Origin of the sequence: Prevotella sp. LMAG:51 (assembly GCF_008680225.1) — a bacterium.
Classification (GTDB): Bacteria; Bacteroidota; Bacteroidia; order Bacteroidales; family Bacteroidaceae; genus Prevotella; species Prevotella pectinovora.
The window spans coordinates 93,155-111,418 of sequence record NZ_NALQ01000003.1; the positions used below are offsets into that span (position 1 = coordinate 93,155).

33 protein-coding genes and 1 tRNA gene are annotated in these 18,264 nt (G+C 45.5%); 32 read left to right on the top strand and 2 right to left on the bottom strand.

Features of this window, described 5'->3' with window-relative positions; all coding sequences use genetic code 11:
- Positions 1 to 19 precede the first annotated feature (19 nt).
- From CCC32_RS00570 to CCC32_RS00580, 3 genes are all read left to right on the top strand, one after another.
- Positions 20 to 274, top strand: a complete 255-nt coding sequence (locus CCC32_RS00570; RefSeq protein ID WP_042519097.1) for a TIGR03905 family TSCPD domain-containing protein — start codon at positions 20 to 22, stop codon at positions 272 to 274.
- 93 nt (positions 275 to 367) lie between these two features.
- Positions 368 to 439 (top strand) — tRNA-Arg (locus CCC32_RS00575).
- A gap of 96 nt (positions 440 to 535) precedes the next feature.
- On the top strand, positions 536 to 853 hold the full coding sequence (locus CCC32_RS00580) for a DUF3467 domain-containing protein (RefSeq protein WP_022315717.1): 318 nt from the start codon (positions 536 to 538) through the stop codon (positions 851 to 853).
- Positions 854 to 993: 140 nt separating this feature from the next.
- On the opposite strand, the gene CCC32_RS00585 is transcribed toward CCC32_RS00580, so the two are convergent.
- Together CCC32_RS00585 and CCC32_RS00590 are read right to left on the bottom strand one after the other, a co-directional pair.
- Entirely contained in the window at positions 994 to 1,407 is a 414-nt protein-coding gene (locus CCC32_RS00585; protein ID WP_042519095.1) for a DUF4878 domain-containing protein, read from the bottom strand.
- A 153-nt stretch (positions 1,408 to 1,560) separates the two neighbouring features.
- Positions 1,561 to 2,211 (bottom strand): YiiX/YebB-like N1pC/P60 family cysteine hydrolase, encoded by a 651-nt coding sequence (locus CCC32_RS00590; protein WP_156145696.1) that lies wholly within the window; start codon positions 2,209 to 2,211, stop codon positions 1,561 to 1,563.
- Positions 2,212 to 2,758: 547 nt separating this feature from the next.
- Here CCC32_RS00590 and rpsL point away from each other — a divergent pair.
- The 29 genes from rpsL to rpsM all read left to right on the top strand — a co-directional run bounded on the left by rpsL (position 2,759) and on the right by rpsM (position 18,259).
- A complete protein-coding gene (gene rpsL / locus CCC32_RS00595) occupies positions 2,759 to 3,136 on the top strand; it encodes a 30S ribosomal protein S12 (RefSeq protein ID WP_022315720.1) in 378 nt (125 codons plus the stop codon).
- Positions 3,137 to 3,273: 137 nt separating this feature from the next.
- On the top strand, positions 3,274 to 3,750 hold the full coding sequence (gene rpsG, locus CCC32_RS00600; protein WP_022315721.1) for a 30S ribosomal protein S7: 477 nt from the start codon (positions 3,274 to 3,276) through the stop codon (positions 3,748 to 3,750).
- A 25-nt stretch (positions 3,751 to 3,775) separates the two neighbouring features.
- On the top strand, positions 3,776 to 5,893 hold the full coding sequence (fusA, locus tag CCC32_RS00605; RefSeq protein ID WP_022315722.1) for an elongation factor G: 2,118 nt from the start codon (positions 3,776 to 3,778) through the stop codon (positions 5,891 to 5,893).
- 98 nt (positions 5,894 to 5,991) lie between these two features.
- Positions 5,992 to 6,297, top strand: coding sequence for a 30S ribosomal protein S10 (gene rpsJ / locus CCC32_RS00610; protein ID WP_009228666.1), 306 nt, complete (start codon positions 5,992 to 5,994; stop codon positions 6,295 to 6,297).
- Positions 6,298 to 6,321: 24 nt separating this feature from the next.
- A complete protein-coding gene (gene rplC, locus CCC32_RS00615) occupies positions 6,322 to 6,936 on the top strand; it encodes a 50S ribosomal protein L3 (RefSeq protein ID WP_022315723.1) in 615 nt (204 codons plus the stop codon).
- Positions 6,936 to 7,565, top strand: a complete 630-nt coding sequence (gene rplD, locus CCC32_RS00620; RefSeq protein ID WP_022315724.1) for a 50S ribosomal protein L4 — start codon at positions 6,936 to 6,938, stop codon at positions 7,563 to 7,565. The genes rplC and rplD overlap by 1 nt, the downstream gene beginning before the upstream one ends.
- Positions 7,566 to 7,586: 21 nt before the next feature.
- Complete coding sequence (gene rplW / locus CCC32_RS00625; protein ID WP_022315725.1) at positions 7,587 to 7,931, top strand: 50S ribosomal protein L23; 345 nt, start codon at positions 7,587 to 7,589, stop codon at positions 7,929 to 7,931.
- 8 nt (positions 7,932 to 7,939) lie between these two features.
- Positions 7,940 to 8,764, top strand: a complete 825-nt coding sequence (rplB, locus tag CCC32_RS00630) for a 50S ribosomal protein L2 (protein WP_042519092.1) — start codon at positions 7,940 to 7,942, stop codon at positions 8,762 to 8,764.
- A gap of 21 nt (positions 8,765 to 8,785) precedes the next feature.
- Positions 8,786 to 9,052, top strand: coding sequence for a 30S ribosomal protein S19 (gene rpsS, locus CCC32_RS00635; protein WP_022315727.1), 267 nt, complete (start codon positions 8,786 to 8,788; stop codon positions 9,050 to 9,052).
- A gap of 29 nt (positions 9,053 to 9,081) precedes the next feature.
- Entirely contained in the window at positions 9,082 to 9,486 is a 405-nt protein-coding gene (rplV, locus tag CCC32_RS00640) for a 50S ribosomal protein L22 (protein ID WP_022315728.1), read from the top strand.
- Between the two features lie 9 nt (positions 9,487 to 9,495).
- Positions 9,496 to 10,218, top strand: a complete 723-nt coding sequence (gene rpsC, locus CCC32_RS00645; protein ID WP_022315729.1) for a 30S ribosomal protein S3 — start codon at positions 9,496 to 9,498, stop codon at positions 10,216 to 10,218.
- Positions 10,219 to 10,232: 14 nt separating this feature from the next.
- Positions 10,233 to 10,661, top strand: a complete 429-nt coding sequence (gene rplP / locus CCC32_RS00650) for a 50S ribosomal protein L16 (RefSeq protein WP_287071483.1) — start codon at positions 10,233 to 10,235, stop codon at positions 10,659 to 10,661.
- A 2-nt stretch (positions 10,662 to 10,663) separates the two neighbouring features.
- Entirely contained in the window at positions 10,664 to 10,858 is a 195-nt protein-coding gene (gene rpmC / locus CCC32_RS00655; RefSeq protein WP_022315731.1) for a 50S ribosomal protein L29, read from the top strand.
- A gap of 2 nt (positions 10,859 to 10,860) precedes the next feature.
- Positions 10,861 to 11,127, top strand: a complete 267-nt coding sequence (rpsQ, locus tag CCC32_RS00660; RefSeq protein ID WP_082026239.1) for a 30S ribosomal protein S17 — start codon at positions 10,861 to 10,863, stop codon at positions 11,125 to 11,127.
- Positions 11,128 to 11,129: 2 nt separating this feature from the next.
- Positions 11,130 to 11,495 carry a 50S ribosomal protein L14 gene (gene rplN, locus CCC32_RS00665; protein ID WP_009231165.1) on the top strand — a complete coding sequence of 122 codons (366 nt, stop codon included), beginning with the start codon at positions 11,130 to 11,132 and terminating at the stop codon, positions 11,493 to 11,495.
- A gap of 19 nt (positions 11,496 to 11,514) precedes the next feature.
- Entirely contained in the window at positions 11,515 to 11,835 is a 321-nt protein-coding gene (rplX, locus tag CCC32_RS00670) for a 50S ribosomal protein L24 (protein WP_022315733.1), read from the top strand.
- On the top strand, positions 11,835 to 12,392 hold the full coding sequence (gene rplE / locus CCC32_RS00675; protein WP_022315734.1) for a 50S ribosomal protein L5: 558 nt from the start codon (positions 11,835 to 11,837) through the stop codon (positions 12,390 to 12,392). Before rplX ends, rplE begins: the two co-directional genes overlap by 1 nt.
- A gap of 3 nt (positions 12,393 to 12,395) precedes the next feature.
- Complete coding sequence (rpsN, locus tag CCC32_RS00680; RefSeq protein WP_022315735.1) at positions 12,396 to 12,698, top strand: 30S ribosomal protein S14; 303 nt, start codon at positions 12,396 to 12,398, stop codon at positions 12,696 to 12,698.
- Positions 12,699 to 12,759: 61 nt separating this feature from the next.
- Positions 12,760 to 13,155, top strand: coding sequence for a 30S ribosomal protein S8 (gene rpsH, locus CCC32_RS00685; protein WP_022315736.1), 396 nt, complete (start codon positions 12,760 to 12,762; stop codon positions 13,153 to 13,155).
- Positions 13,156 to 13,169: 14 nt separating this feature from the next.
- A complete protein-coding gene (rplF, locus tag CCC32_RS00690; protein ID WP_022315737.1) occupies positions 13,170 to 13,736 on the top strand; it encodes a 50S ribosomal protein L6 in 567 nt (188 codons plus the stop codon).
- 18 nt (positions 13,737 to 13,754) lie between these two features.
- On the top strand, positions 13,755 to 14,099 hold the full coding sequence (rplR, locus tag CCC32_RS00695) for a 50S ribosomal protein L18 (RefSeq protein ID WP_287071497.1): 345 nt from the start codon (positions 13,755 to 13,757) through the stop codon (positions 14,097 to 14,099).
- Positions 14,100 to 14,105: 6 nt separating this feature from the next.
- The gene (rpsE, locus tag CCC32_RS00700) at positions 14,106 to 14,618 is read left to right on the top strand and encodes a 30S ribosomal protein S5 (RefSeq protein ID WP_042519089.1); all 513 of its coding nucleotides are present in this window, start codon (positions 14,106 to 14,108) and stop codon (positions 14,616 to 14,618) included.
- 15 nt (positions 14,619 to 14,633) lie between these two features.
- Positions 14,634 to 14,810, top strand: coding sequence for a 50S ribosomal protein L30 (gene rpmD, locus CCC32_RS00705; protein WP_022315740.1), 177 nt, complete (start codon positions 14,634 to 14,636; stop codon positions 14,808 to 14,810).
- Between the two features lie 29 nt (positions 14,811 to 14,839).
- Positions 14,840 to 15,286 carry a 50S ribosomal protein L15 gene (gene rplO, locus CCC32_RS00710; RefSeq protein ID WP_022315741.1) on the top strand — a complete coding sequence of 149 codons (447 nt, stop codon included), beginning with the start codon at positions 14,840 to 14,842 and terminating at the stop codon, positions 15,284 to 15,286.
- Between the two features lie 4 nt (positions 15,287 to 15,290).
- A complete protein-coding gene (gene secY, locus CCC32_RS00715; RefSeq protein WP_022315742.1) occupies positions 15,291 to 16,634 on the top strand; it encodes a preprotein translocase subunit SecY in 1,344 nt (447 codons plus the stop codon).
- 11 nt (positions 16,635 to 16,645) lie between these two features.
- Positions 16,646 to 17,443, top strand: a complete 798-nt coding sequence (map, locus tag CCC32_RS00720) for a type I methionyl aminopeptidase (protein WP_287071504.1) — start codon at positions 16,646 to 16,648, stop codon at positions 17,441 to 17,443.
- A gap of 3 nt (positions 17,444 to 17,446) precedes the next feature.
- Positions 17,447 to 17,665 carry a translation initiation factor IF-1 gene (gene infA / locus CCC32_RS00725; RefSeq protein WP_022315744.1) on the top strand — a complete coding sequence of 73 codons (219 nt, stop codon included), beginning with the start codon at positions 17,447 to 17,449 and terminating at the stop codon, positions 17,663 to 17,665.
- 13 nt (positions 17,666 to 17,678) lie between these two features.
- Complete coding sequence (rpmJ, locus tag CCC32_RS00730) at positions 17,679 to 17,795, top strand: 50S ribosomal protein L36 (protein WP_006950529.1); 117 nt, start codon at positions 17,679 to 17,681, stop codon at positions 17,793 to 17,795.
- An 83-nt stretch (positions 17,796 to 17,878) separates the two neighbouring features.
- Positions 17,879 to 18,259, top strand: coding sequence for a 30S ribosomal protein S13 (rpsM, locus tag CCC32_RS00735; protein ID WP_022315745.1), 381 nt, complete (start codon positions 17,879 to 17,881; stop codon positions 18,257 to 18,259).
- Positions 18,260 to 18,264: the final 5 nt, after the last annotated feature.

Genomic DNA, 18,264 nt, shown 5'->3' on the forward strand with positions numbered 1-18,264 from the left:
TATAAACAACGAAAACATTATGAAGATTTATGATTATATGACTCAGGGCACCTGCAGTCAGGCAATACACATCGAGCTCAACGACGACAATACCATCAACAACGTGTCGTTTACTGGTGGCTGCAACGGAAACCTGAAAGGCATCGGAAAACTCGTGGAGGGAATGCCGGCGGAAAAGGTGGTGGAGAAGCTGCGTGGTGTGACTTGCGGTTTCAAGAACACAAGTTGTCCGGACCAGCTCGCCAACGCCCTCAGTGAGATGTTGAAAGGTTGATGCCATTTTTTATCCGTAAAATGCGAGATAAACAAAAAAAAATGTTACCTTTGCAATCGTTACAAAAAACCGATGTGCGCAGAGGTGCATAGGGGTCTCATAGTTCAATGGATAGAACAAGTCTCTCCTAAAGATTAGATCCGAGTTCGATTCTCGGTGAGACCACATCAGTGATTACAGACAAGACGGATGGCGTAAACATTGCGGCCAACCATTATTGCCTTATTTTAAAAAAATATCAGAGACTTAAATTTTAAATTTATGGAAAATAAAGAAAAGCAGGAGGGACAGTTCCAGCTCGAACTTCCTCAGAATGTTGCTCAGGGTGAATATGCAAACTTCGCACTCATCACCCACTCACGTTCAGAATTCATCGCAGACTTCGCTCGCGTATTGCCAGGTCTTCCAAAGGCAGTCATCAACAGCCGTGTGATTCTCGCTCCGGAGCACGCCAAGCGTCTGCTCATGGCTCTTCAGGAGAACGTGGCTAAGTATGAGCACGAGTTCGGCAAGATACAGCTTCCTGGTCAGGAAGGCAAGACCATCGCTCCATTCAACGTAAACAAGGGCGAGGCTTGATCTATAGGCTAATTACGGATGCGGCAATCCCCGTTGATGGCGGATGGATGGCATCGCGGAAAAAATAATGACGGATGCGCAGTAGAGATGATACTCGATGCGCATCCGTCTTTTTGTTTGTTTGTCAGCAAGGCTGGCGGTTATTTGCCGATATCCAACTTCCAGTTGCCGTCCTCATCCTTGCGGAGCTTGATGTCGTCGGTGGTCTCGGAGCCGTCGCCCATCACTATCTTCATCTTTACTATGGCAGTCTTGCCGTCCTCTGAGATCTCCTCGCTCAGAGCTTCGTATGACTTGATGCCGTCCTGCTTCTCAAATTTCTTCGTTGCCTTGTCCTTCATCATGGCTACGAGCATCTGCTTCTCGTCCTCAATCTCCTTCTTGTCCTTGCCCTCTTCCTTCTTCTGATAGATGAGGTCCACATATCCCTCGTAGTCGCCCTTCTGGATGCAGGCAATTGACTTTTCGGCAACCTTGGTAGGAGTGTTGCTGTTGCATGATGTCATCACGAGTGTCAGGATAAGGACACCTAAAACTGTCATTAGCTTTTTCATAATTGTAGTTGGGTTTAGTTAATAATGTTATTTAAATAAATAGTGTTGTCATCGTTCGTTCCTTTGATGCTGTTGTAACTTGTTCTCTTTTGAGAATGTCGTCACTCGCTCTTTTGTGAATGTCGTCATCGTTTGTTCCTTTTGCCGGTGCCGTCATTGTGTGTCCTGGAATGTGACGATTCTCTTCAGCTTGCGGCATCTGAGAAAGTCGGAGGGGTAGATGACGTGGCTGAATTTCACTCCCGGCAGTATCGCGTCGTGGCGTATGCCGTTGGTGATGTCGATGCCGCATTTCTGGTATACATGTGCCACGAGCTGGCTGCAATACATCTTCGTGGTGTCGCTGTCGTTGTAGTCGTCGTCGAAGAGCGTGCCCCGTTTGTATATCCCGTAGGCAAGGCGGGCGCTCTTCTCTGCCGTTTCCCTGTCTCGGTATCTCAGCACGCATCCTTTTGATGCCCTGATGGTGGAGAAGAAATCCTCAGGCCGCTCCATCTTTACCCTGTCAACGTCGCCCTCGAAGTCCGGTTCGTCGGGTACGGCATGTACCACCATCTTCCTGCCGCATGAGTCAACGATGATGCCGCAGTGGGAGAAGTCTGACCCGCCGTCGGCTATTCTCACGGCGCGGCTGGTAAGTCCTGTTCCTTTGCGCAGCACTATGTCGCCCTCTTCAAGAGTGGTGCCGGCAGGCATTATGCAGTGAGCCTTCTCGTCTTTCTTGCTGCATGCTGTCAGGATACAGACAATTACAAATGTCAGTAGCCCGAATTTCTTGGGTATTGATAGAAGTGCTTTCCTCATCAGCTTGCTGTTGGTTTCTGCAAATATACGCAATAGTCGGAAATAAACAAAATTTTTACACCTTATTATATATATAGGAGCGAAAAATAACTTTCTGAAGTGTTTGCCTGGGTGTTGTACCTATTTTTTTGAAGCCATATCATCCGTGGTCGCTGAAAATGCAATATAGTCTGAACTTTTTCTTGAGACGTTCTGACTATCAGCTTTTGTCTGTGCCTTTTCCGTTTCGCCTTTGATGGCGGCTAAGGTGTATATGTGTGACGTGTATCTGTCGGCAGGACGTAGATGTTTTTTAATTTCTTCTTATTCAGCTTGTTATATTGCGTGTCTTAAGTCATGGTTTTGTTCTTGTTTTGCGTTACAAAACGTTAATAAAGTATATATCGTGTAAAATTATGAGTGTAAGAAAAGTTGTAAGACTCCATTTATTAGGTAATATAAAAAAAAGTTCCTACCTTTGCAACCCAAATTGGTCTTATGGCTGAGACCGTATTGTAATATCTTGATAATAACAAAATAATAAATATAAAATTAAAAATTAAAAACAATGCCTACAATTCAGCAATTGGTAAGAAAAGGCAGAAGGGTGCTTGTTGACAAGAGCAAGTCTCCAGCTTTGGACTCATGTCCTCAGCGTCGTGGAGTCTGCGTCCGTGTCTACACCACAACCCCTAAGAAGCCTAATTCGGCAATGAGAAAGGTTGCCCGTGTTCGTTTGACAAACCAGAAAGAGGTGAACTCTTACATTCCAGGAGAGGGACACAACTTGCAGGAGCACTCAATCGTGCTTGTTCGCGGTGGTCGTGTTAAGGACCTTCCTGGTGTGCGTTATCACATCGTTCGTGGTACTCTTGATACCGCAGGTGTAGCTAACCGTACACAGCGTCGCTCTAAGTATGGTGCTAAGCGTCCAAAGCAGAAGTAATCATAACCGAGAGGTTTAAAATCTAACATTTTAATCGTTTTGCTGGAGAATTGTTATAACAGGTTGAGTAAGCGGCTCAAGAGAGAGCACTGAAGAACATTGACAGCCCCAAGCAGAATTTATTTTCAAAACAAGAAATGAGAAAAGCAAAACCAAAGAAACGCGTGATCCTTCCGGATCCAGTTTTCAACGACCAGAAGGTCTCTAAGTTCGTGAACCACTTGATGTATGACGGAAAGAAAAACACCTCATACGAAATTTTCTACAAAGCATTGGATACCGTAAAGGAGAAGATGTCAAATGAGGAGAAGTCTGCCCTTGAGATTTGGAAGACTGCTCTCGACAATATCACTCCACAGGTGGAGGTTAAGAGCCGTCGTATCGGTGGTGCTACCTTCCAGGTGCCTACAGAGATTCGCCCAGACCGCAAGGAGAGCATCTCTATGAAGAACATGATCGCTTTCGCTCGCAAACGCGGCGGAAAGTCAATGGCTGACAAGCTGGCTGCAGAGATCATGGATGCTTTCAACAACCAGGGTGGTGCCTTCAAGCGTAAGGAGGACATGCACCGTATGGCTGAGGCTAACCGTGCGTTCGCTCACTTCAGATTTTAATTTTTTGATAAGGTAAAAAAGAATCATGGCAAAGCAAGATTTACATTTGACCCGCAATATCGGTATTATGGCTCACATCGATGCCGGTAAGACAACAACTTCTGAGCGTATCCTGTTCTATACAGGTAAGACTCATAAGATTGGTGAGGTGCATGACGGTGCCGCTACAATGGACTGGATGGCACAGGAGCAGGAGCGTGGTATCACCATTACCTCTGCTGCTACTACCTGTAACTGGAACTATGCAGGCAAGTCATACAAGATCAACTTGATCGATACTCCGGGACACGTTGACTTCACCGCTGAGGTGGAGCGTTCACTCCGTGTACTCGATGGCGCTGTTGCTACTTACTGTGCAGTAGGTGGTGTTCAGCCACAGTCTGAGACCGTATGGCGTCAGGCTGACAAGTATAATGTACCTCGTCTGGGTTACGTGAACAAGATGGACCGCTCAGGTGCTGACTACTTCGACGTACTCCGTCAGATGAAGGAAGTGCTGGGTGCCAACCCTGTTTCTCTCGTAGTGCCTATCGGTAGCGAGGAGACTTTCAAGGGCTTGATCGACCTTATCAAGATGAAGGCTATCTTCTGGCACGATGAGACAATGGGTGCTGAGTATGAGGTAGACGAAATTCCAGCTGACCTCAAGGACGAGGCTGAGGAATGGAGAGGCAAGCTGGTTGAGTCTGCTGCCGAATTCGACGAGGCTCTCATGGAGAAGTACTTCGAGGATCCTGATTCTATAACAGAAGAGGAACTCATGGCAGCTCTCCGCAAGGGTACTCTCGCAATGGAGTGCACACCGGTTCTCTGTGGTTCTTCATTCAAGAACAAGGGTGTTCAGACTCTTCTTGACTATGTTTGCGCATTCTTGCCATCACCACTCGATACACCGAACATCGTGGGTACTAACCCTGATACAGGTGCAGAGGAAGACCGTAAGCCATCTGAGGATGAGCCTACATCAGCTCTTGCGTTCAAGATCGCTACCGACCCATACGTTGGTCGTCTCGTGTTCTTCCGCGTATACTCTGGTAAGGTGGTTGCTGGTTCTTATGTATACAACACCCGCTCACGCAAGAAGGAGCGCGTTAGCCGTCTGTTCCAGATGAACTCTGCTAAGCAGATTCCTATGGAGATTATCGACGCTGGTGACATCGGTGCAGGTGTAGGTTTCAAGGATATCCGTACTGGTGATACTCTCTGCGACGAGGAGCACCCAATCGTACTCGAGTCAATGACATTCCCTGATCCAGTGATCGGTATCGCTGTTGAGCCAAAGAGCCAGGCTGACGTTGACAAGCTCGGTATCGGTCTCGCCAAGCTCGCTGAGGAGGACCCAACCTTCACAGTACACACTGACGAGCAGAGCGGTCAGACTGTTATCTCTGGTATGGGTGAGCTTCACCTCGACATCATCCTCGACCGTCTGAAGAGAGAGTTCAAGGTTGAATGTAACCAGGGTAAGCCTCAGGTTAACTACAAGGAGGCTATCACCAAGACCGTTAACCTCCGTGAGGTTTACAAGAAGCAGTCTGGTGGTCGTGGTAAGTTCGCTGACATCATCGTAAACGTTGGTCCTATCGACGAGGACTACAAGGAGGGCGGACTCCAGTTCATCAACGAGGTTAAGGGTGGTAACATTCCTAAGGAGTTCATCCCATCAGTACAGAAGGGATTTGAGAACGCAATGAAGAACGGTGTTCTCGGTGGCTATCCTATGGACAGCTTGAAGGTAGTTCTCGTGGATGGTTCATTCCACCCGGTTGACTCCGACCAGCTTTCATTCGAAATCGCTGCTCTCCAGGCTTACAAGAACGCTTGCGCTAAGGCAGGTCCAGTTCTTATGGAGCCTATCATGAAACTCGAGGTTGTTACTCCAGAGGAGAACATGGGTGACGTGATCGGTGACTTGAACAAGCGCCGTGGACAGGTAGAGGGAATGGACGAGACTCGTTCTGGTGCCCGTATCGTTCGCGCTATGGTTCCGCTGGCAGAGATGTTCGGTTATGTAACAGCTCTCCGTACAATCACTTCAGGTCGTGCTACAAGCTCTATGGAGTATGACCATCATGCAGCTCTCTCTAACACTATCGCCAAGGCAGTGCTCGAGGAAGTTAAGGGTCGTACAGACCTCCTGTAAAAAACACATATTAGAGAGAGAGGACGCCATTTAGCGTATGACTCTTAATTGACGTGCCTCTCTCTTTATTTCTTATATTATTAATTTCAAAATTAAAAATGAGTCAGAAAATCAGAATCAAGCTGAAGTCTTACGACCACAAGTTGGTTGACAAGTCAGCAGAGAAGATCGTGAAGGCAGTAAAGGCTACAGGTGCCATCGTTAGCGGTCCTATTCCATTGCCTACACACAAGCGTATTTTTACCGTTAACCGCTCTACTTTCGTTAACAAGAAGTCTCGTGAGCAGTTCCAGCTCAGCGATTACAAGCGTCTTATCGACATCTACAGCTCAACAGCAAAGACTGTTGACGCCCTGATGAAGCTTGAGTTGCCAAGCGGTGTAGAAGTAGAAATCAAAGTATAGTTTAATTTTTTAATATTAATTGAAATGCCAGGATTAATTGGAAAAAAAATCGGAATGACATCCGTTTTCAGTGCCGACGGTAAGAATGTACCGTGCACTGTTATCGAAGCAGGTCCTTGTGTTGTAACTCAGGTAAAGACCGTTGAGAAGGACGGTTACCAGGCCTATCAGTTGGCTTACGGCGAGATGAAGGAGAAGAATACCACTAAACCTATGCTCGGCGTATTCAAGAAGGCAGGTACAACACCAAAGAGACACTTGGCCGAGTTCAAGTTTGACGAGGAGTACAACCTCGGTGACACCATTACGGTTGAGATCTTCAACGACACAAACTTCGTTGACGTTGTAGGTACCTCAAAGGGTAAAGGTTTCCAGGGTGTCGTTAAGCGTCACGGATTCGGTGGTGTAGGACAGTCTACTCACGGACAGGACGACCGCGCCCGCAAACCGGGATCTATCGGTGCTTGTTCTTACCCAGCAAAGGTATTCAAGGGAATGCGCATGGGCGGACAAATGGGAGGTGACAGAGTGACAACTCAGAACCTCAAAGTGTTAAAGGTAATTCCAGAGCACAATCTTATTCTCGTTAAGGGAAGTGTAGCTGGTTGTAATGGTTCAACCGTAATAATTGAGAAATAATGGAAATTAGCGTATTAAATATCAAAGGTGAGGACACTGGAAGAAAGGTTACGTTAAACGAATCAATCTTCGGAATTGAGCCTAATGACCATGTTCTTTATCTCGATGTAAAGCAGTACCTCGCTAACCAGCGTCAGGGAACAGCAAAGTCTAAGGAGAGAAGTGAGCATGCTGGTTCTACACGTAAGCTCGGACGTCAGAAAGGTGGCGGCGGCGCACGTCGTGGTGATATCAACTCACCTGTACTCGTTGGTGGTGGTCGCGTATTCGGTCCTAAACCACGTGACTATCGTTTCAAGCTGAACAAGAAAGTTAAGTCTCTCGCACGCAAGAGCGCTCTTTCTTACAAGGCTCAGGAGAATGCTATAGTTGTTGTTGAGGACTTCACTTTTGAGGCTCCAAAGACTAAAGAATTCGTAAATGTTGCTAAAAATCTTAAAGTTGACGGACGTAAGACTCTCTTGGTTTTGCCAGAAGTAAATAAAAACGTATATTTGTCAGCTAGAAATTTGCAGCGTACCGAAATCATGACTGCATCGGCCCTCAATACTTACAAGGTTTTGAACGCTGATGTTCTTGTCGTGACTGAAAATTCGCTCAAGGCAATCGACGGAATCTTAACAAAATAAATTAATAGGAGACAGTAAATTATGGCATTCATTATCAAACCATTGGTCACTGAGAAGATGACTAAAATTACAGACAAGTCTTCTGTTGAGAAAACTTACAAGGTAAAGGGTGAGACACGCACAAAGAAGGCAGAGGCTAAGTATGGCTTCATCGTTCGCCCAGAGGCTGGTAAGCTCGAGATTAAGAAAGAAATTGAAAGTCTGTATAACGTTACAGTAATTAATGTAAATACGCTTCGTTACGCTGGTAAGCGCTCAAGCCGCTATACAAAGGCCGGACTCATCAAGGGTCAGAAGAACGCGTATAAGAAGGCAATCGTTACTCTGAAAGAGGGCGATACAATTGATTTTTACAGCAATATCTAAAATAAAAAATGGCAGTACGTAAATTTAAACCGGTTACACCGGGTCAAAGACACAAGGTTATTGGCACGTTCGAGGAGATTACTGCATCCGTGCCAGAGAAGTCTCTCGTTTACGGTAAACGTTCTACCGGCGGTCGAAACAACACCGGTAAGATGACTGTCCGCTATCGTGGCGGCGGTCACAAGAAGAAGTTCCGTATGATCGACTTCAAACGAGAGAAAGATGGTGTTCCAGCTGTAGTTAAGACAATTGAGTATGATCCAAACCGCTCGGCTCGTATCGCTCTCTTGTTCTACGCAGATGGAGAAAAACGTTACATTATTGCTCCCAATGGACTGCAGGTAGGTACTACCCTGATGTCTGGTAAGGATGCAGCGCCTGAGATTGGAAACACTCTCCCGCTCGCTAACATTCCAGTAGGTACAGTAATTCACAACATTGAATTGCGTCCTGGACAGGGTGCCCTGCTCGTTCGTTCGGCTGGTAATTTTGCTCAGTTGACTTCTCGTGAAGGCAGTTATTGTGTTATCAAACTCCCTTCTGGCGAGACTCGTCAGATTCTTAGTGCTTGTAGAGCTACTGTAGGTAGCGTAGGTAACTCGGACCACGCTCTTGAGTCGTCTGGTAAGGCAGGTCGCTCACGTTGGCTTGGTCGTCGTCCACACAACCGTGGTGTTGTAATGAACCCAGTTGATCACCCAATGGGTGGTGGTGAAGGACGTCAGTCTGGAGGTCATCCACGTTCACGTAAGGGCTTGTATGCTAAGGGACTCAAGACAAGAGCTCCAAAGAAGCATTCTAACAAGTATATTATTGAAAGAGCTAAGAAATAATCAAGTTAATTAGAGTAAATTATGAGTCGTTCATTAAAAAAAGGTCCGTACATTAACGTATCGCTCGAGAAGAAAATTCTCGCTATGAATGAAAGCGGAAAGAAGAGTGTCGTTAAAACATGGGCTAGAGCATCAATGATTTCCCCTGATTTTGTGGGTCACACTGTTGCAGTTCATAACGGAAATAAATTTATTCCTGTTTACATTACCGAAAACATGGTCGGCCACAAGCTTGGTGAGTTCTCACCAACACGTCGTTTCGGCGGACATGCTGGTAATAAGAAATAACAGGCAAACCATTGTAAAAAGAAATTAAAATGGGAGCAAGAAAAAAAATATCGGCTGAGAAAAGAAAAGAGGCCTTGAAAACAATGTACTTTGCGAAGCTCAATGGCGTTCCTTCTTCTCCACGCAAAATGCGCTATGTAGTTGACATGGTTCGTGGCATGGAGGTTAACCGCGCCCTTGGAGTTCTCAAATTCTCTAACAAGGCTGCTGCTGCAGACGTAGAGAAGTTGTTGCGCTCTGCTATCGCAAACTGGGAAACAAAAAATGACCGTAAGGCTGAAGACGGTGAACTTTATATCTCTAAGGTCTTCGTTGACGAGGGCGTTACAATGAAACGTATGAGACCGGCACCACAGGGTCGTGGTTACAGAATCCGCAAGCGTAGCAACCACATCACTCTGTTTGTTGATGCCAAAACTAATGATGAAAAATAATATAGTAGAATGGGACAGAAAGTAAATCCAATAAGCAACCGTCTTGGTATCATTAGAGGTTGGGAGTCAAATTGGTTCGGTGGTAAGAACTTCGGCGATAATTTGGTAGAGGATACCAAAATCCGTAAGTATCTTAACGAGCGTCTGGCTAAGGCTAGCGTTTCCCGCATCGTCATCGAGCGTACTTTGAAGCTTGTTACCATCACTATATGCACAGCCCGTCCGGGTCTCGTCATTGGTAAGGGTGGTCAAGACGTTGACAAGTTGAAGGAAGAGTTGAAGAAACTCTACGACAAGGAGATTCAGATTAATATTTTCGAGGTTAAGAAGCCTGAGCTTGACGCATCAATCGTTGCTAATAACATAGCAAGACAAGTTGAGGGTAAGATCGCTTACCGTCGTGCTATCAAAATGGCTGTTGCAAACACTATGCGTGCAGGTGCTGAGGGTATCAAGGTACAGATCACTGGCCGTCTGAACGGTGCCGAGATGGCACGTAAGGAAATGTACAAGGAGGGACGTACTCCTCTGCATACATTCCGCGCTGACATCGACTACTGTCAGGCAGAGGCACTCACAAAGGTTGGTCTGCTTGGTATCAAGGTTTGGATTTGCCGCGGCGAGATTTACGGCAAGGTAGATCTCACACCTAACTTCACACAGGAGAAGTCTAATGGCGGACGTCAGGGTGGCAAGCCAAGAGGTAACCGTAAGAGAAACAATAACCGTTAAAGTTAGAAACAAACATGTTACAGCCTAAAAGAGTAAAATACAGAAGACCTCAAGATGGACGTGGTAATAAAGGCAACGCTCACAGAGGTACACAGCTGGCTTTCGGATCATTCGGTATCAAGACACTTGAGGCAAAATGGTTGGATAGCCGCCAGATAGAGGCTGCCCGTACCGCAGCCAATCGTTATATGCAGCGTGAGGGTCAGGTATGGATCCGCATTTTCCCGGACAAACCAATCACTCGCAAGCCTGCTGACGTCCGAATGGGTAAAGGTAAGGGAGATCCAGCAGGATGGGTAGCCCCTGTTACTCCAGGACGCGTTCTTTTCGAGGTTGAAGGCGTTTCTTTTGACATAGCAAAGGAGGCTCTTCGTCTCGCAGCGCAGAAATTGCCTGTTAAGACTAAATTTATTGTTAGACGTGATTTCGATAAAAACGCTTAATTATGAAGATTAAAGAAGTAAAAGAACTCGAAACCAAGGACTTGGTAGAGAGAATAGAGTCAGAGGTTGCAAAGTACAATCAGATGAAACTTAATCATGCGATCACTCCTCTAGAGAATCCATCTCAGATTAAGTTGGCACGTCGTGACATCGCACGCATGAAGACAGTACTCCGCGAGAGAGAACTTAACAAATAACAATGGTCCAGATGGAAACAAGAAATTTAAGAAAGACAAGAACGGGTGTCGTTATCAGTAACAAGATGGATAAAACCATTGTTATTGCCTCTAAGTTCAAGGAGATGCACCCTATATATGGTAAGTTTGTCCAGAAGACAAAGAAATACCACGCTCATGATGAAAAGAATGAGGCTAACGTAGGTGATACAGTCCTCATTATGGAAACTCGTCCTTTGAGTAAGACAAAGAGATGGAGATTAGTTCAAATAATTGAAAAAGCTAAGTAAATATGATACAAGCAGAATCAAGACTTACTGTATGTGATAACAGCGGTGCCCGTGAGGCTTTGTGCATCCGTGTGCTTGGTGGAACACGCCGCCGTTATGCAAGTGTTGGTGACGTGATCGTAGTTTCTGTAAAGAACGTCATCCCGTCAAGTGATTTGAAAAAAGGTGCAGTATCTAAGGCTTTGATTGTTCGCACAAAGAAGGAGATTCGTCGTGCTGATGGTTCTTACATCCGTTTCGATGACAATGCTTGTGTTTTGTTGAACAATGCTGGTGAAATCCGCGGTAGCCGTATCTTCGGCCCTGTTGCCCGCGAATTGCGTGCAGTCAACATGAAAGTCGTTTCTTTGGCACCTGAGGTTCTTTAATATTTAAAGTAAGAGATTAATGAATAAGTTACATATTAAGAAAAACGATACAGTCATCGTTCTGGCCGGTGAGGACAAGGGCAAGACTGGTAAGGTGCTGAAGGTACTGGTTGACAAGCAGCGTGCTATCGTAGAGGGCGTGAATATGGTCTCTAAGAGCACAAAGCCAAGTGCTAAGAACCCTCAGGGAGGTATTGTAAAGCAGGAAGCTTCTATACATATCTCTAACTTGAGTTTGATAGATCCTAAGAGTGGCAAGGCTACTCGTATTGCAATTAAGATGAACGATGAGGGCAAGAAGGTCCGCATCGCTAAAAAGTCAGGGGAGGAAATCAAATAATGAATACAGCTGAATTAAAAACCGTTTACGCAGAGACAATCGCTCCTGCACTCCAGAAACAGTTCAACTATTCTTCTAAGATGCAGATTCCTGCCCTCAAGAAAATCGTTGTAAACCAGGGTCTCGGAGATGCGACACAGGACAAGAAGATCATTGATGTCGCTATCAACGAAATCACTGCTATCACTGGTCAGAAGGCAGTAGCAACATATTCTAAGAAGGATATCGCTAACTTCAAGCTTCGTAAGAAGATGCCTATCGGTGTTATGGTGACATTGCGTCGTGAGCGCATGTATGAGTTCCTCGAGAAACTCGTGCGCATCGCCCTTCCTCGTATCCGAGACTTCAAGGGTATCGAGAGCAAGTTCGACGGCCGTGGTAACTACACACTTGGTGTTACAGAGCAGATCATCTTCCCGGAGATCAACATCGACTCTATCGACCGCATCCAGGGTATGAACATCACTTTCGTGACATCTGCCAACACGGATGAAGAGGGTTATGCTTTGTTGAAGGCTTTCGGCCTTCCTTTCAAGAACGCTAAAAACGATAAATAAGATATGGCAAAAGAGTCAATGAAAGCTCGCGAGGTAAAACGTGCCAAACTGGTGGCACGTTATGCCGAGAAACGCGCAGCGTTGAAGAAGGTTATCGCAACTTCTAACGATCCTGTAGAGGCATACGAGGCAGCTCGTAAGTTGCAGTCTATTCCAAAGAATGCAAACCCAATCCGCTTGCACAACCGTTGCAAGATCACAGGTCGTCCAAAGGGTTATATCCGTCAGTTCGGTCTCTCTCGTATTCAGTTCCGTGAGATGGCTTCTGCAGGACTCATCCCTGGAGTTAAGAAGGCAAGCTGGTAATAAGCAGTTTCAATTTTTTAATATTGTCGGGGTAGGCCCGATTAATTAAACATTTTATATAATGACAGATCCAATAGCAGATTATCTAACGAGGTTGAGAAATGCAATCATGGCTCATCACCGTGTTGTAGAAGTTCCAGCTTCTAACTTGAAGAAGGAAATCACTAAAATCCTCTTCGAGAAGGGATACATCCTTAACTACAAGTTCGTAGAGGATGGTCCTCAGGGTTCTATCAAGGTTGCCTTGAAGTATGACCCACAGACTAAGGCAAACGCAATCAAGTGCCTTAAGAGAGTTTCCACCCCAGGTCTTCGTAAGTACGCTGGTTACAAGGAAATGCCGAGAGTTATCAACGGATTAGGTATTGCAATATTATCTACATCCAAAGGTGTAATGACTAACAAAGAGGCTGCCGACCTGAAGATCGGTGGTGAGGTTCTTTGCTACGTATATTAATTGGAGGATTGAATATGTCAAGAATAGGTAAATTACCAATTAGTATTCCAGCTGGAGTTACAGTAGCTCTTAACAACGGCGTTGTAAGTGTAAAGGGTCCTAAGGGTGAGCTTTCACAGAAGGTTGACAGCTCAATCATCGTTAAGATAGAGGATGGACATGTTGTTCTTTCTGTTGACGAGAACAGCCCTGTTAACTATAAGCAGAAAAATGCTTTCCACGGACTTTACCGTGCTTTGATCCACAATATGGTTGTTGGTGTAAGCGAAGGTTATCAGAAGGTCTTGGAGCTTGTAGGTGTTGGTTATCGTGTTTCAAACCAGGGAAACCTCATCGAGTTCTCTCTTGGTTATACACACCCAATTTTCATTCAGCTTCCTAAGGAAGTTAAGGTTGAGACTAAGTCTGAAAGAAATCAGAATCCTATCATAATTCTTGAGTCTTGTGACAAGGAGTTACTGGGACTTATCTGTGCAAAAATTCGTTCTTTCCGTATGCCTGAGCCTTATAAAGGAAAAGGTATCTTGTTCAAGGGTGAGGTTATCCGCAGAAAGTCTGGTAAGACAGCTGCAGCTAAGTAACTTTAATAATTTTCGATTATGACAACTAAGAAAGTAGAAAGACGAATTAAGATAAAATACAGAATACGTAAGCGTGTCAACGGTACAACCGAGCGTCCACGTATGAGTGTTTTCCGTAGCAATAAGCAAATTTACGTTCAGATTATCAACGACCTGACAGGCACTACACTTGTCTCTGCTTCATCACTCGGACTTGAGGCTATGCCTAAGAAGGAGCAGGCTGCCAAGGTTGGCGAGCTCGTAGCCAAGAAGGCTATCGAGGCTGGCATCTCTAAGGTGGTTTTCGACCGTAACGGTTATCTCTACCACGGACGAGTTAAGGAGTTGGCTGATGCAGCACGTAAAGGCGGTCTAATTTTTTAATCGATTATGGCAATGAATAAAGTAAAAATAAATAGTGACGTTGAGTTAAAAGACAGATTGGTTGCTATTAACCGTGTTACCAAGGTTACCAAGGGTGGCCGTACTTTCACCTTCGCTGCAATTGTCGTTGTTGGCGATGGAAACGGTGTCATCGGTTGGGGTCTTGGCAAAGCAGGTGAAGTTACTGCTGCCATAGCAAAGGGTGTAGAGTCTGCAAAGAAGAACCTTGTAAAGGTTTCTCTTCTCAAGGGTACTATCCCTCACGAGATCGAGGCTAGCTTCGGTGGTGCAAAGGTATTCCTTCGCCCCGCAGCAGCCGGTACCGGACTTGTAGCAGGTGGTGCTATGCGTGCTGTATTGGAGAGTGTTGGTATCAAGGACGTTTTGGCTAAGTCAAAGGGCTCTTCCAACCCACACAACCTCGTAAAGGCTACTATCGTTGCATTGAGCCAGCTGCGCGATGCATACACAGTGGCACAGACTCGTGGTATTTCACTTGATAAAGTATTTAACGGTTAATAAAGGAGAATTTTTATGGCAACAATAAAGATCAAACAGATTAAGAGTAAGATCGGTGCTCCAGTTGACCAGAAGCGCACTCTTCAGGCGCTGGGCTTGACAAAGATTTCACAGGTTGTAGAGCATGAAGATAATCCTACTATCCGCGGAATGATTAGAAAGGTACACCACTTGGTAAGTGTTGTTGATTAATTACTCGTAACATTAAAAAAAGAACAATTATGAAATTACATAATTTACAGCCAGCTGAAGGCTCTACACATTCACGTCGTCGTATCGGCCGTGGTACAGGTTCTGGACTCGGTGGTACTTCTACTCGTGGACACAAGGGTGCCAAGGCTCGTTCTGGTTATAAGAGAAAGATTGGCTTCGAAGGTGGTCAGATGCCTTTGCAGCGTCGTGTTCCTAAGTCTGGTTTCAAGAACATCAACCACAAGGAATACTTTTCTGTAAACCTTTCTACTCTTCAGACTTTGGCAGAGAGCAAGAACCTCACTAAGATCGGTCTTGCTGAGCTCAAGGAGTTCGGAGTAGTAAAGGGTAGAGTACTCGTTAAGATTCTTGGAAACGGCGAGTTGAAGGCTAAGCTCGATGTAGAGGCAAACGCTTTCTCTAAGACTGCTGAAGAGGCAATCAAGGCAGTTGGTGGTAACACAACTATAATCTAAGTAAATGAAAAAGTTTATTGAGACACTGAAGAACTGTTGGAAGATTGAGGATCTGCGTCAGCGCATCCTCATCACGATCCTGTTCGTGGCGATTTATCGTTTCGGCTCTTTCGTAGTGCTTCCTGGTATTAACCCTGCAATGTTGGAAAAACTGCAGAATCAGACAAGTGGCGGTTTGATGTCACTGTTGGATATGTTCTCCGGTGGTGCGTTTTCTCATGCTTCTATTTTCGCATTGGGAATAATGCCTTACATCTCAGCTTCTATCGTTATGCAGCTGCTTGCTGTCGCTGTGCCTTACTTCCAGAAGATGCAGCGTGAGGGCGAGAGTGGCCGCAAGAAGATCAACTGGTACACACGAGTATTGACTGTGTTCATACTCGTGTTCCAGGCTCCTTCTTATCTGATGAACCTCAAGGCGCAGGCTTACGGAGCTTTGGCTCCTGGTCTCGACTGGGGATCTTTCATCCTCACAGCCACTATCATCCTTGCAGCTGGTAGTATGTTTGTTCTCTGGCTCGGTGAGCGCATCACTGACAAGGGCGTCGGCAATGGTGTTTCACTTATCATTATGATCGGTATCATTGCCCGTCTTCCACAGGCTTTCATTCAGGAGACAAGTTCTCGCTTTACCGCCATCACAAACGGTGGTCTGGTAATGTTCATCATTGAGCTTCTCATCCTCTATCTTGTGGTTTGTGCTGCATTGCTCCTCACCCAGGGCACTCGAAAAGTTCCTGTACAGTATGCTAAGCGTATTGTCGGCAACAAGCAATATGGTGGCGCTCGTCAGTATATTCCTTTGAAGCTTTTCGCTGCAAACGTTATGCCTATCATCTTTGCTCAGGCTTTGATGTTCATTCCTCTCGCAGTGGTTCAGTATTCTACTGATGCCTCTAACGAAATCATCCGTTCTCTGATGGATCACCGTAGTTTGCTGTACAATATCGTGTTCGCAGTGCTTATCATTGCCTTCACATATTTCTATACAGCCATTACATTGAATCCTACTCAGATGGCAGAGGATATGAAACGTAATAATGGTTTCATTCCTGGCGTTAGGCCTGGTAAGGAAACAGCGGATTACATTGAGACGGTGATGAGCCGTATCACATTCCCTGGTTCTTTGTTCATCGCCTTCATTGCAATCATGCCTTCACTGGCAGCGTTGCTCAACGTGCAGGATGGATTTGCACAGTTCTTCGGTGGTACTTCTCTTCTGATTCTCGTAGGTGTCGTTATCGATACACTGCAGCAGATCGAGAGCCACATGATGATGAGACATTACGATGGTCTTCTCAACTCAGGACATGTTCGCGGTCGTAACGCTGGCGTTTCCGCTTACTAAGCACTGTGCAGATGAAAGTTTTTCTGAAGACTGAAGATGAAATTGAGTTAATGCGTAAAGCCAATCAGTTGGTGTCCCAGACACTGACTGAATTGGCTAAACGTATAAAGCCCGGAGTAACTACTCTATACCTTGACAAGGTTGCTGAGGAATTCATTCGCGACCACGGAGCAATCCCGACGTTCAAGAATTTCCCGAATCCCTATGGCGACCCGTTTCCGGCTAGTATCTGCACTTCCGTGAATGACATTGTGGTTCATGGAATACCAAGTGAAGATACTGTTCTCAAAGATGGCGACATCATCTCCATCGATTGTGGAACATTGCTGGATGGCTTCAATGGTGACTCTTGCTACACGTTCTGTGTAGGTGAGGTTTCCGATGAGATAAAGCAACTGTTGTCCACGACAAAAGAAGCTTTATACAAAGGAATCGAGAATGCGGTAGCCGGTCGTCATCTTGGCGACATCGGTTCTGCTGTTCAAGACCATTGCGAGAAAAAAGGTTATGGAGTCGTAAGGGAGTTGACGGGCCATGGCATAGGAAGAGAGATGCACGAAGACCCCCATGTACCCAACTATGGCCGGAGAGGTAACGGCATCCTGCTGAAGTCAGGAATGTGTCTTGCCATTGAGCCTATGATTACGATGGGAGACCGCAAGATTGCGATGTTGCCCGACCATTGGTCGATATGCACTCGCGACGGAAAGCCGGCTGCTCACTTCGAGCATACCTTGGCAGTGAGAAACGGTAAGGCAGAAGTTTTATCTTCGTTTAGTGAAATAGAAAAATTAGAAGCAAATTATTAAGTTATGGCAAAGCAAGCCGCAATTGAGCAAGATGGAACAATCGTAGAGGCACTCTCTAACGCCATGTTCCGCGTTGAGTTGGAGAATGGTTGTCCTATCACAGCCCACATCTCAGGAAAGATGAGGATGCACTACATCAAGATTCTTCCTGGTGACAAGGTAAAGGTGGAGATGAGTCCATACGATTTGACCAAAGGCAGAATAGTATTTAGATACAAATAAACTATAGAGATATATGAAGACAAGAGCATCATTGAAGAAACGTACACCCGACTGCAAGATCGTTCGTCGTAAAGGTCGTCTGTTCGTTATCAACAAGAAGAACCCTAAGTACAAGTTGCGTCAGGGTTAAAAAAGGGTTGGCACCCTGATTGTGAAGTCAGTCGTGTCGCTTTATTAACAAACAAATTTATTTATTTTATCATTTAACACAAAATGGCAATAAGAATTGTTGGAGTAGATTTGCCCCAGAATAAGCGTGGCGAAATCGCATTGACTTATATCTACGGTATAGGTCGAAGTAGTTCAGCAAAGATATTGGACAAGGCTGGTGTTAGCCGTGACTTGAAAGTCAACGAGTGGTCTGACGACCAGGCAGCCAAGATCCGTGAAATTATCGGCGCTGAATTCAAAGTAGAAGGTGATCTCCGTTCAGAGATCCAGTTGAATATCAAGCGACTGATGGACATTGGTTGCTATCGTGGAGTTCGTCATCGTAACGGTCTTCCAGTACGTGGTCAGAGCACAAAGAACAATGCTCGTACACGTAAGGGAAAGAAGAAGACTGTTGCAAATAAGAAAAAGGCTACTAAATAATAATT

Coding starts and splice junctions, on each gene's coding strand:
- rpsQ (WP_082026239.1), top strand. CDS start 10,861: ATGGTCCAGATGGAAACAAGAAATTTAAGAAAGACAAGAACGGGTGTC.
- CCC32_RS00585 (WP_042519095.1), bottom strand. CDS start 1,407: ATGAAAAAGCTAATGACAGTTTTAGGTGTCCTTATCCTGACACTCGTG.
- rplV (WP_022315728.1), top strand. CDS start 9,082: ATGGGAGCAAGAAAAAAAATATCGGCTGAGAAAAGAAAAGAGGCCTTG.
- rpmC (WP_022315731.1), top strand. CDS start 10,664: ATGAAGATTAAAGAAGTAAAAGAACTCGAAACCAAGGACTTGGTAGAG.
- rplW (WP_022315725.1), top strand. CDS start 7,587: ATGGCATTCATTATCAAACCATTGGTCACTGAGAAGATGACTAAAATT.
- rpsH (WP_022315736.1), top strand. CDS start 12,760: ATGACAGATCCAATAGCAGATTATCTAACGAGGTTGAGAAATGCAATC.
- map (WP_287071504.1), top strand. CDS start 16,646: ATGAAAGTTTTTCTGAAGACTGAAGATGAAATTGAGTTAATGCGTAAA.
- infA (WP_022315744.1), top strand. CDS start 17,447: ATGGCAAAGCAAGCCGCAATTGAGCAAGATGGAACAATCGTAGAGGCA.
- rpsC (WP_022315729.1), top strand. CDS start 9,496: ATGGGACAGAAAGTAAATCCAATAAGCAACCGTCTTGGTATCATTAGA.
- fusA (WP_022315722.1), top strand. CDS start 3,776: ATGGCAAAGCAAGATTTACATTTGACCCGCAATATCGGTATTATGGCT.
- rpsM (WP_022315745.1), top strand. CDS start 17,879: ATGGCAATAAGAATTGTTGGAGTAGATTTGCCCCAGAATAAGCGTGGC.
- rplD (WP_022315724.1), top strand. CDS start 6,936: ATGGAAATTAGCGTATTAAATATCAAAGGTGAGGACACTGGAAGAAAG.
- rplR (WP_287071497.1), top strand. CDS start 13,755: ATGACAACTAAGAAAGTAGAAAGACGAATTAAGATAAAATACAGAATA.
- rplC (WP_022315723.1), top strand. CDS start 6,322: ATGCCAGGATTAATTGGAAAAAAAATCGGAATGACATCCGTTTTCAGT.
- rplX (WP_022315733.1), top strand. CDS start 11,515: ATGAATAAGTTACATATTAAGAAAAACGATACAGTCATCGTTCTGGCC.
- CCC32_RS00580 (WP_022315717.1), top strand. CDS start 536: ATGGAAAATAAAGAAAAGCAGGAGGGACAGTTCCAGCTCGAACTTCCT.
- rpsN (WP_022315735.1), top strand. CDS start 12,396: ATGGCAAAAGAGTCAATGAAAGCTCGCGAGGTAAAACGTGCCAAACTG.
- rpmD (WP_022315740.1), top strand. CDS start 14,634: ATGGCAACAATAAAGATCAAACAGATTAAGAGTAAGATCGGTGCTCCA.
- rplF (WP_022315737.1), top strand. CDS start 13,170: ATGTCAAGAATAGGTAAATTACCAATTAGTATTCCAGCTGGAGTTACA.
- rpsL (WP_022315720.1), top strand. CDS start 2,759: ATGCCTACAATTCAGCAATTGGTAAGAAAAGGCAGAAGGGTGCTTGTT.
- rpsG (WP_022315721.1), top strand. CDS start 3,274: ATGAGAAAAGCAAAACCAAAGAAACGCGTGATCCTTCCGGATCCAGTT.
- rpsE (WP_042519089.1), top strand. CDS start 14,106: ATGGCAATGAATAAAGTAAAAATAAATAGTGACGTTGAGTTAAAAGAC.
- rpmJ (WP_006950529.1), top strand. CDS start 17,679: ATGAAGACAAGAGCATCATTGAAGAAACGTACACCCGACTGCAAGATC.
- rplB (WP_042519092.1), top strand. CDS start 7,940: ATGGCAGTACGTAAATTTAAACCGGTTACACCGGGTCAAAGACACAAG.
- rpsS (WP_022315727.1), top strand. CDS start 8,786: ATGAGTCGTTCATTAAAAAAAGGTCCGTACATTAACGTATCGCTCGAG.
- rplP (WP_287071483.1), top strand. CDS start 10,233: ATGTTACAGCCTAAAAGAGTAAAATACAGAAGACCTCAAGATGGACGT.
- rplN (WP_009231165.1), top strand. CDS start 11,130: ATGATACAAGCAGAATCAAGACTTACTGTATGTGATAACAGCGGTGCC.
- rpsJ (WP_009228666.1), top strand. CDS start 5,992: ATGAGTCAGAAAATCAGAATCAAGCTGAAGTCTTACGACCACAAGTTG.
- CCC32_RS00590 (WP_156145696.1), bottom strand. CDS start 2,211: ATGAGGAAAGCACTTCTATCAATACCCAAGAAATTCGGGCTACTGACA.
- CCC32_RS00570 (WP_042519097.1), top strand. CDS start 20: ATGAAGATTTATGATTATATGACTCAGGGCACCTGCAGTCAGGCAATA.
- rplE (WP_022315734.1), top strand. CDS start 11,835: ATGAATACAGCTGAATTAAAAACCGTTTACGCAGAGACAATCGCTCCT.
- secY (WP_022315742.1), top strand. CDS start 15,291: ATGAAAAAGTTTATTGAGACACTGAAGAACTGTTGGAAGATTGAGGAT.
- rplO (WP_022315741.1), top strand. CDS start 14,840: ATGAAATTACATAATTTACAGCCAGCTGAAGGCTCTACACATTCACGT.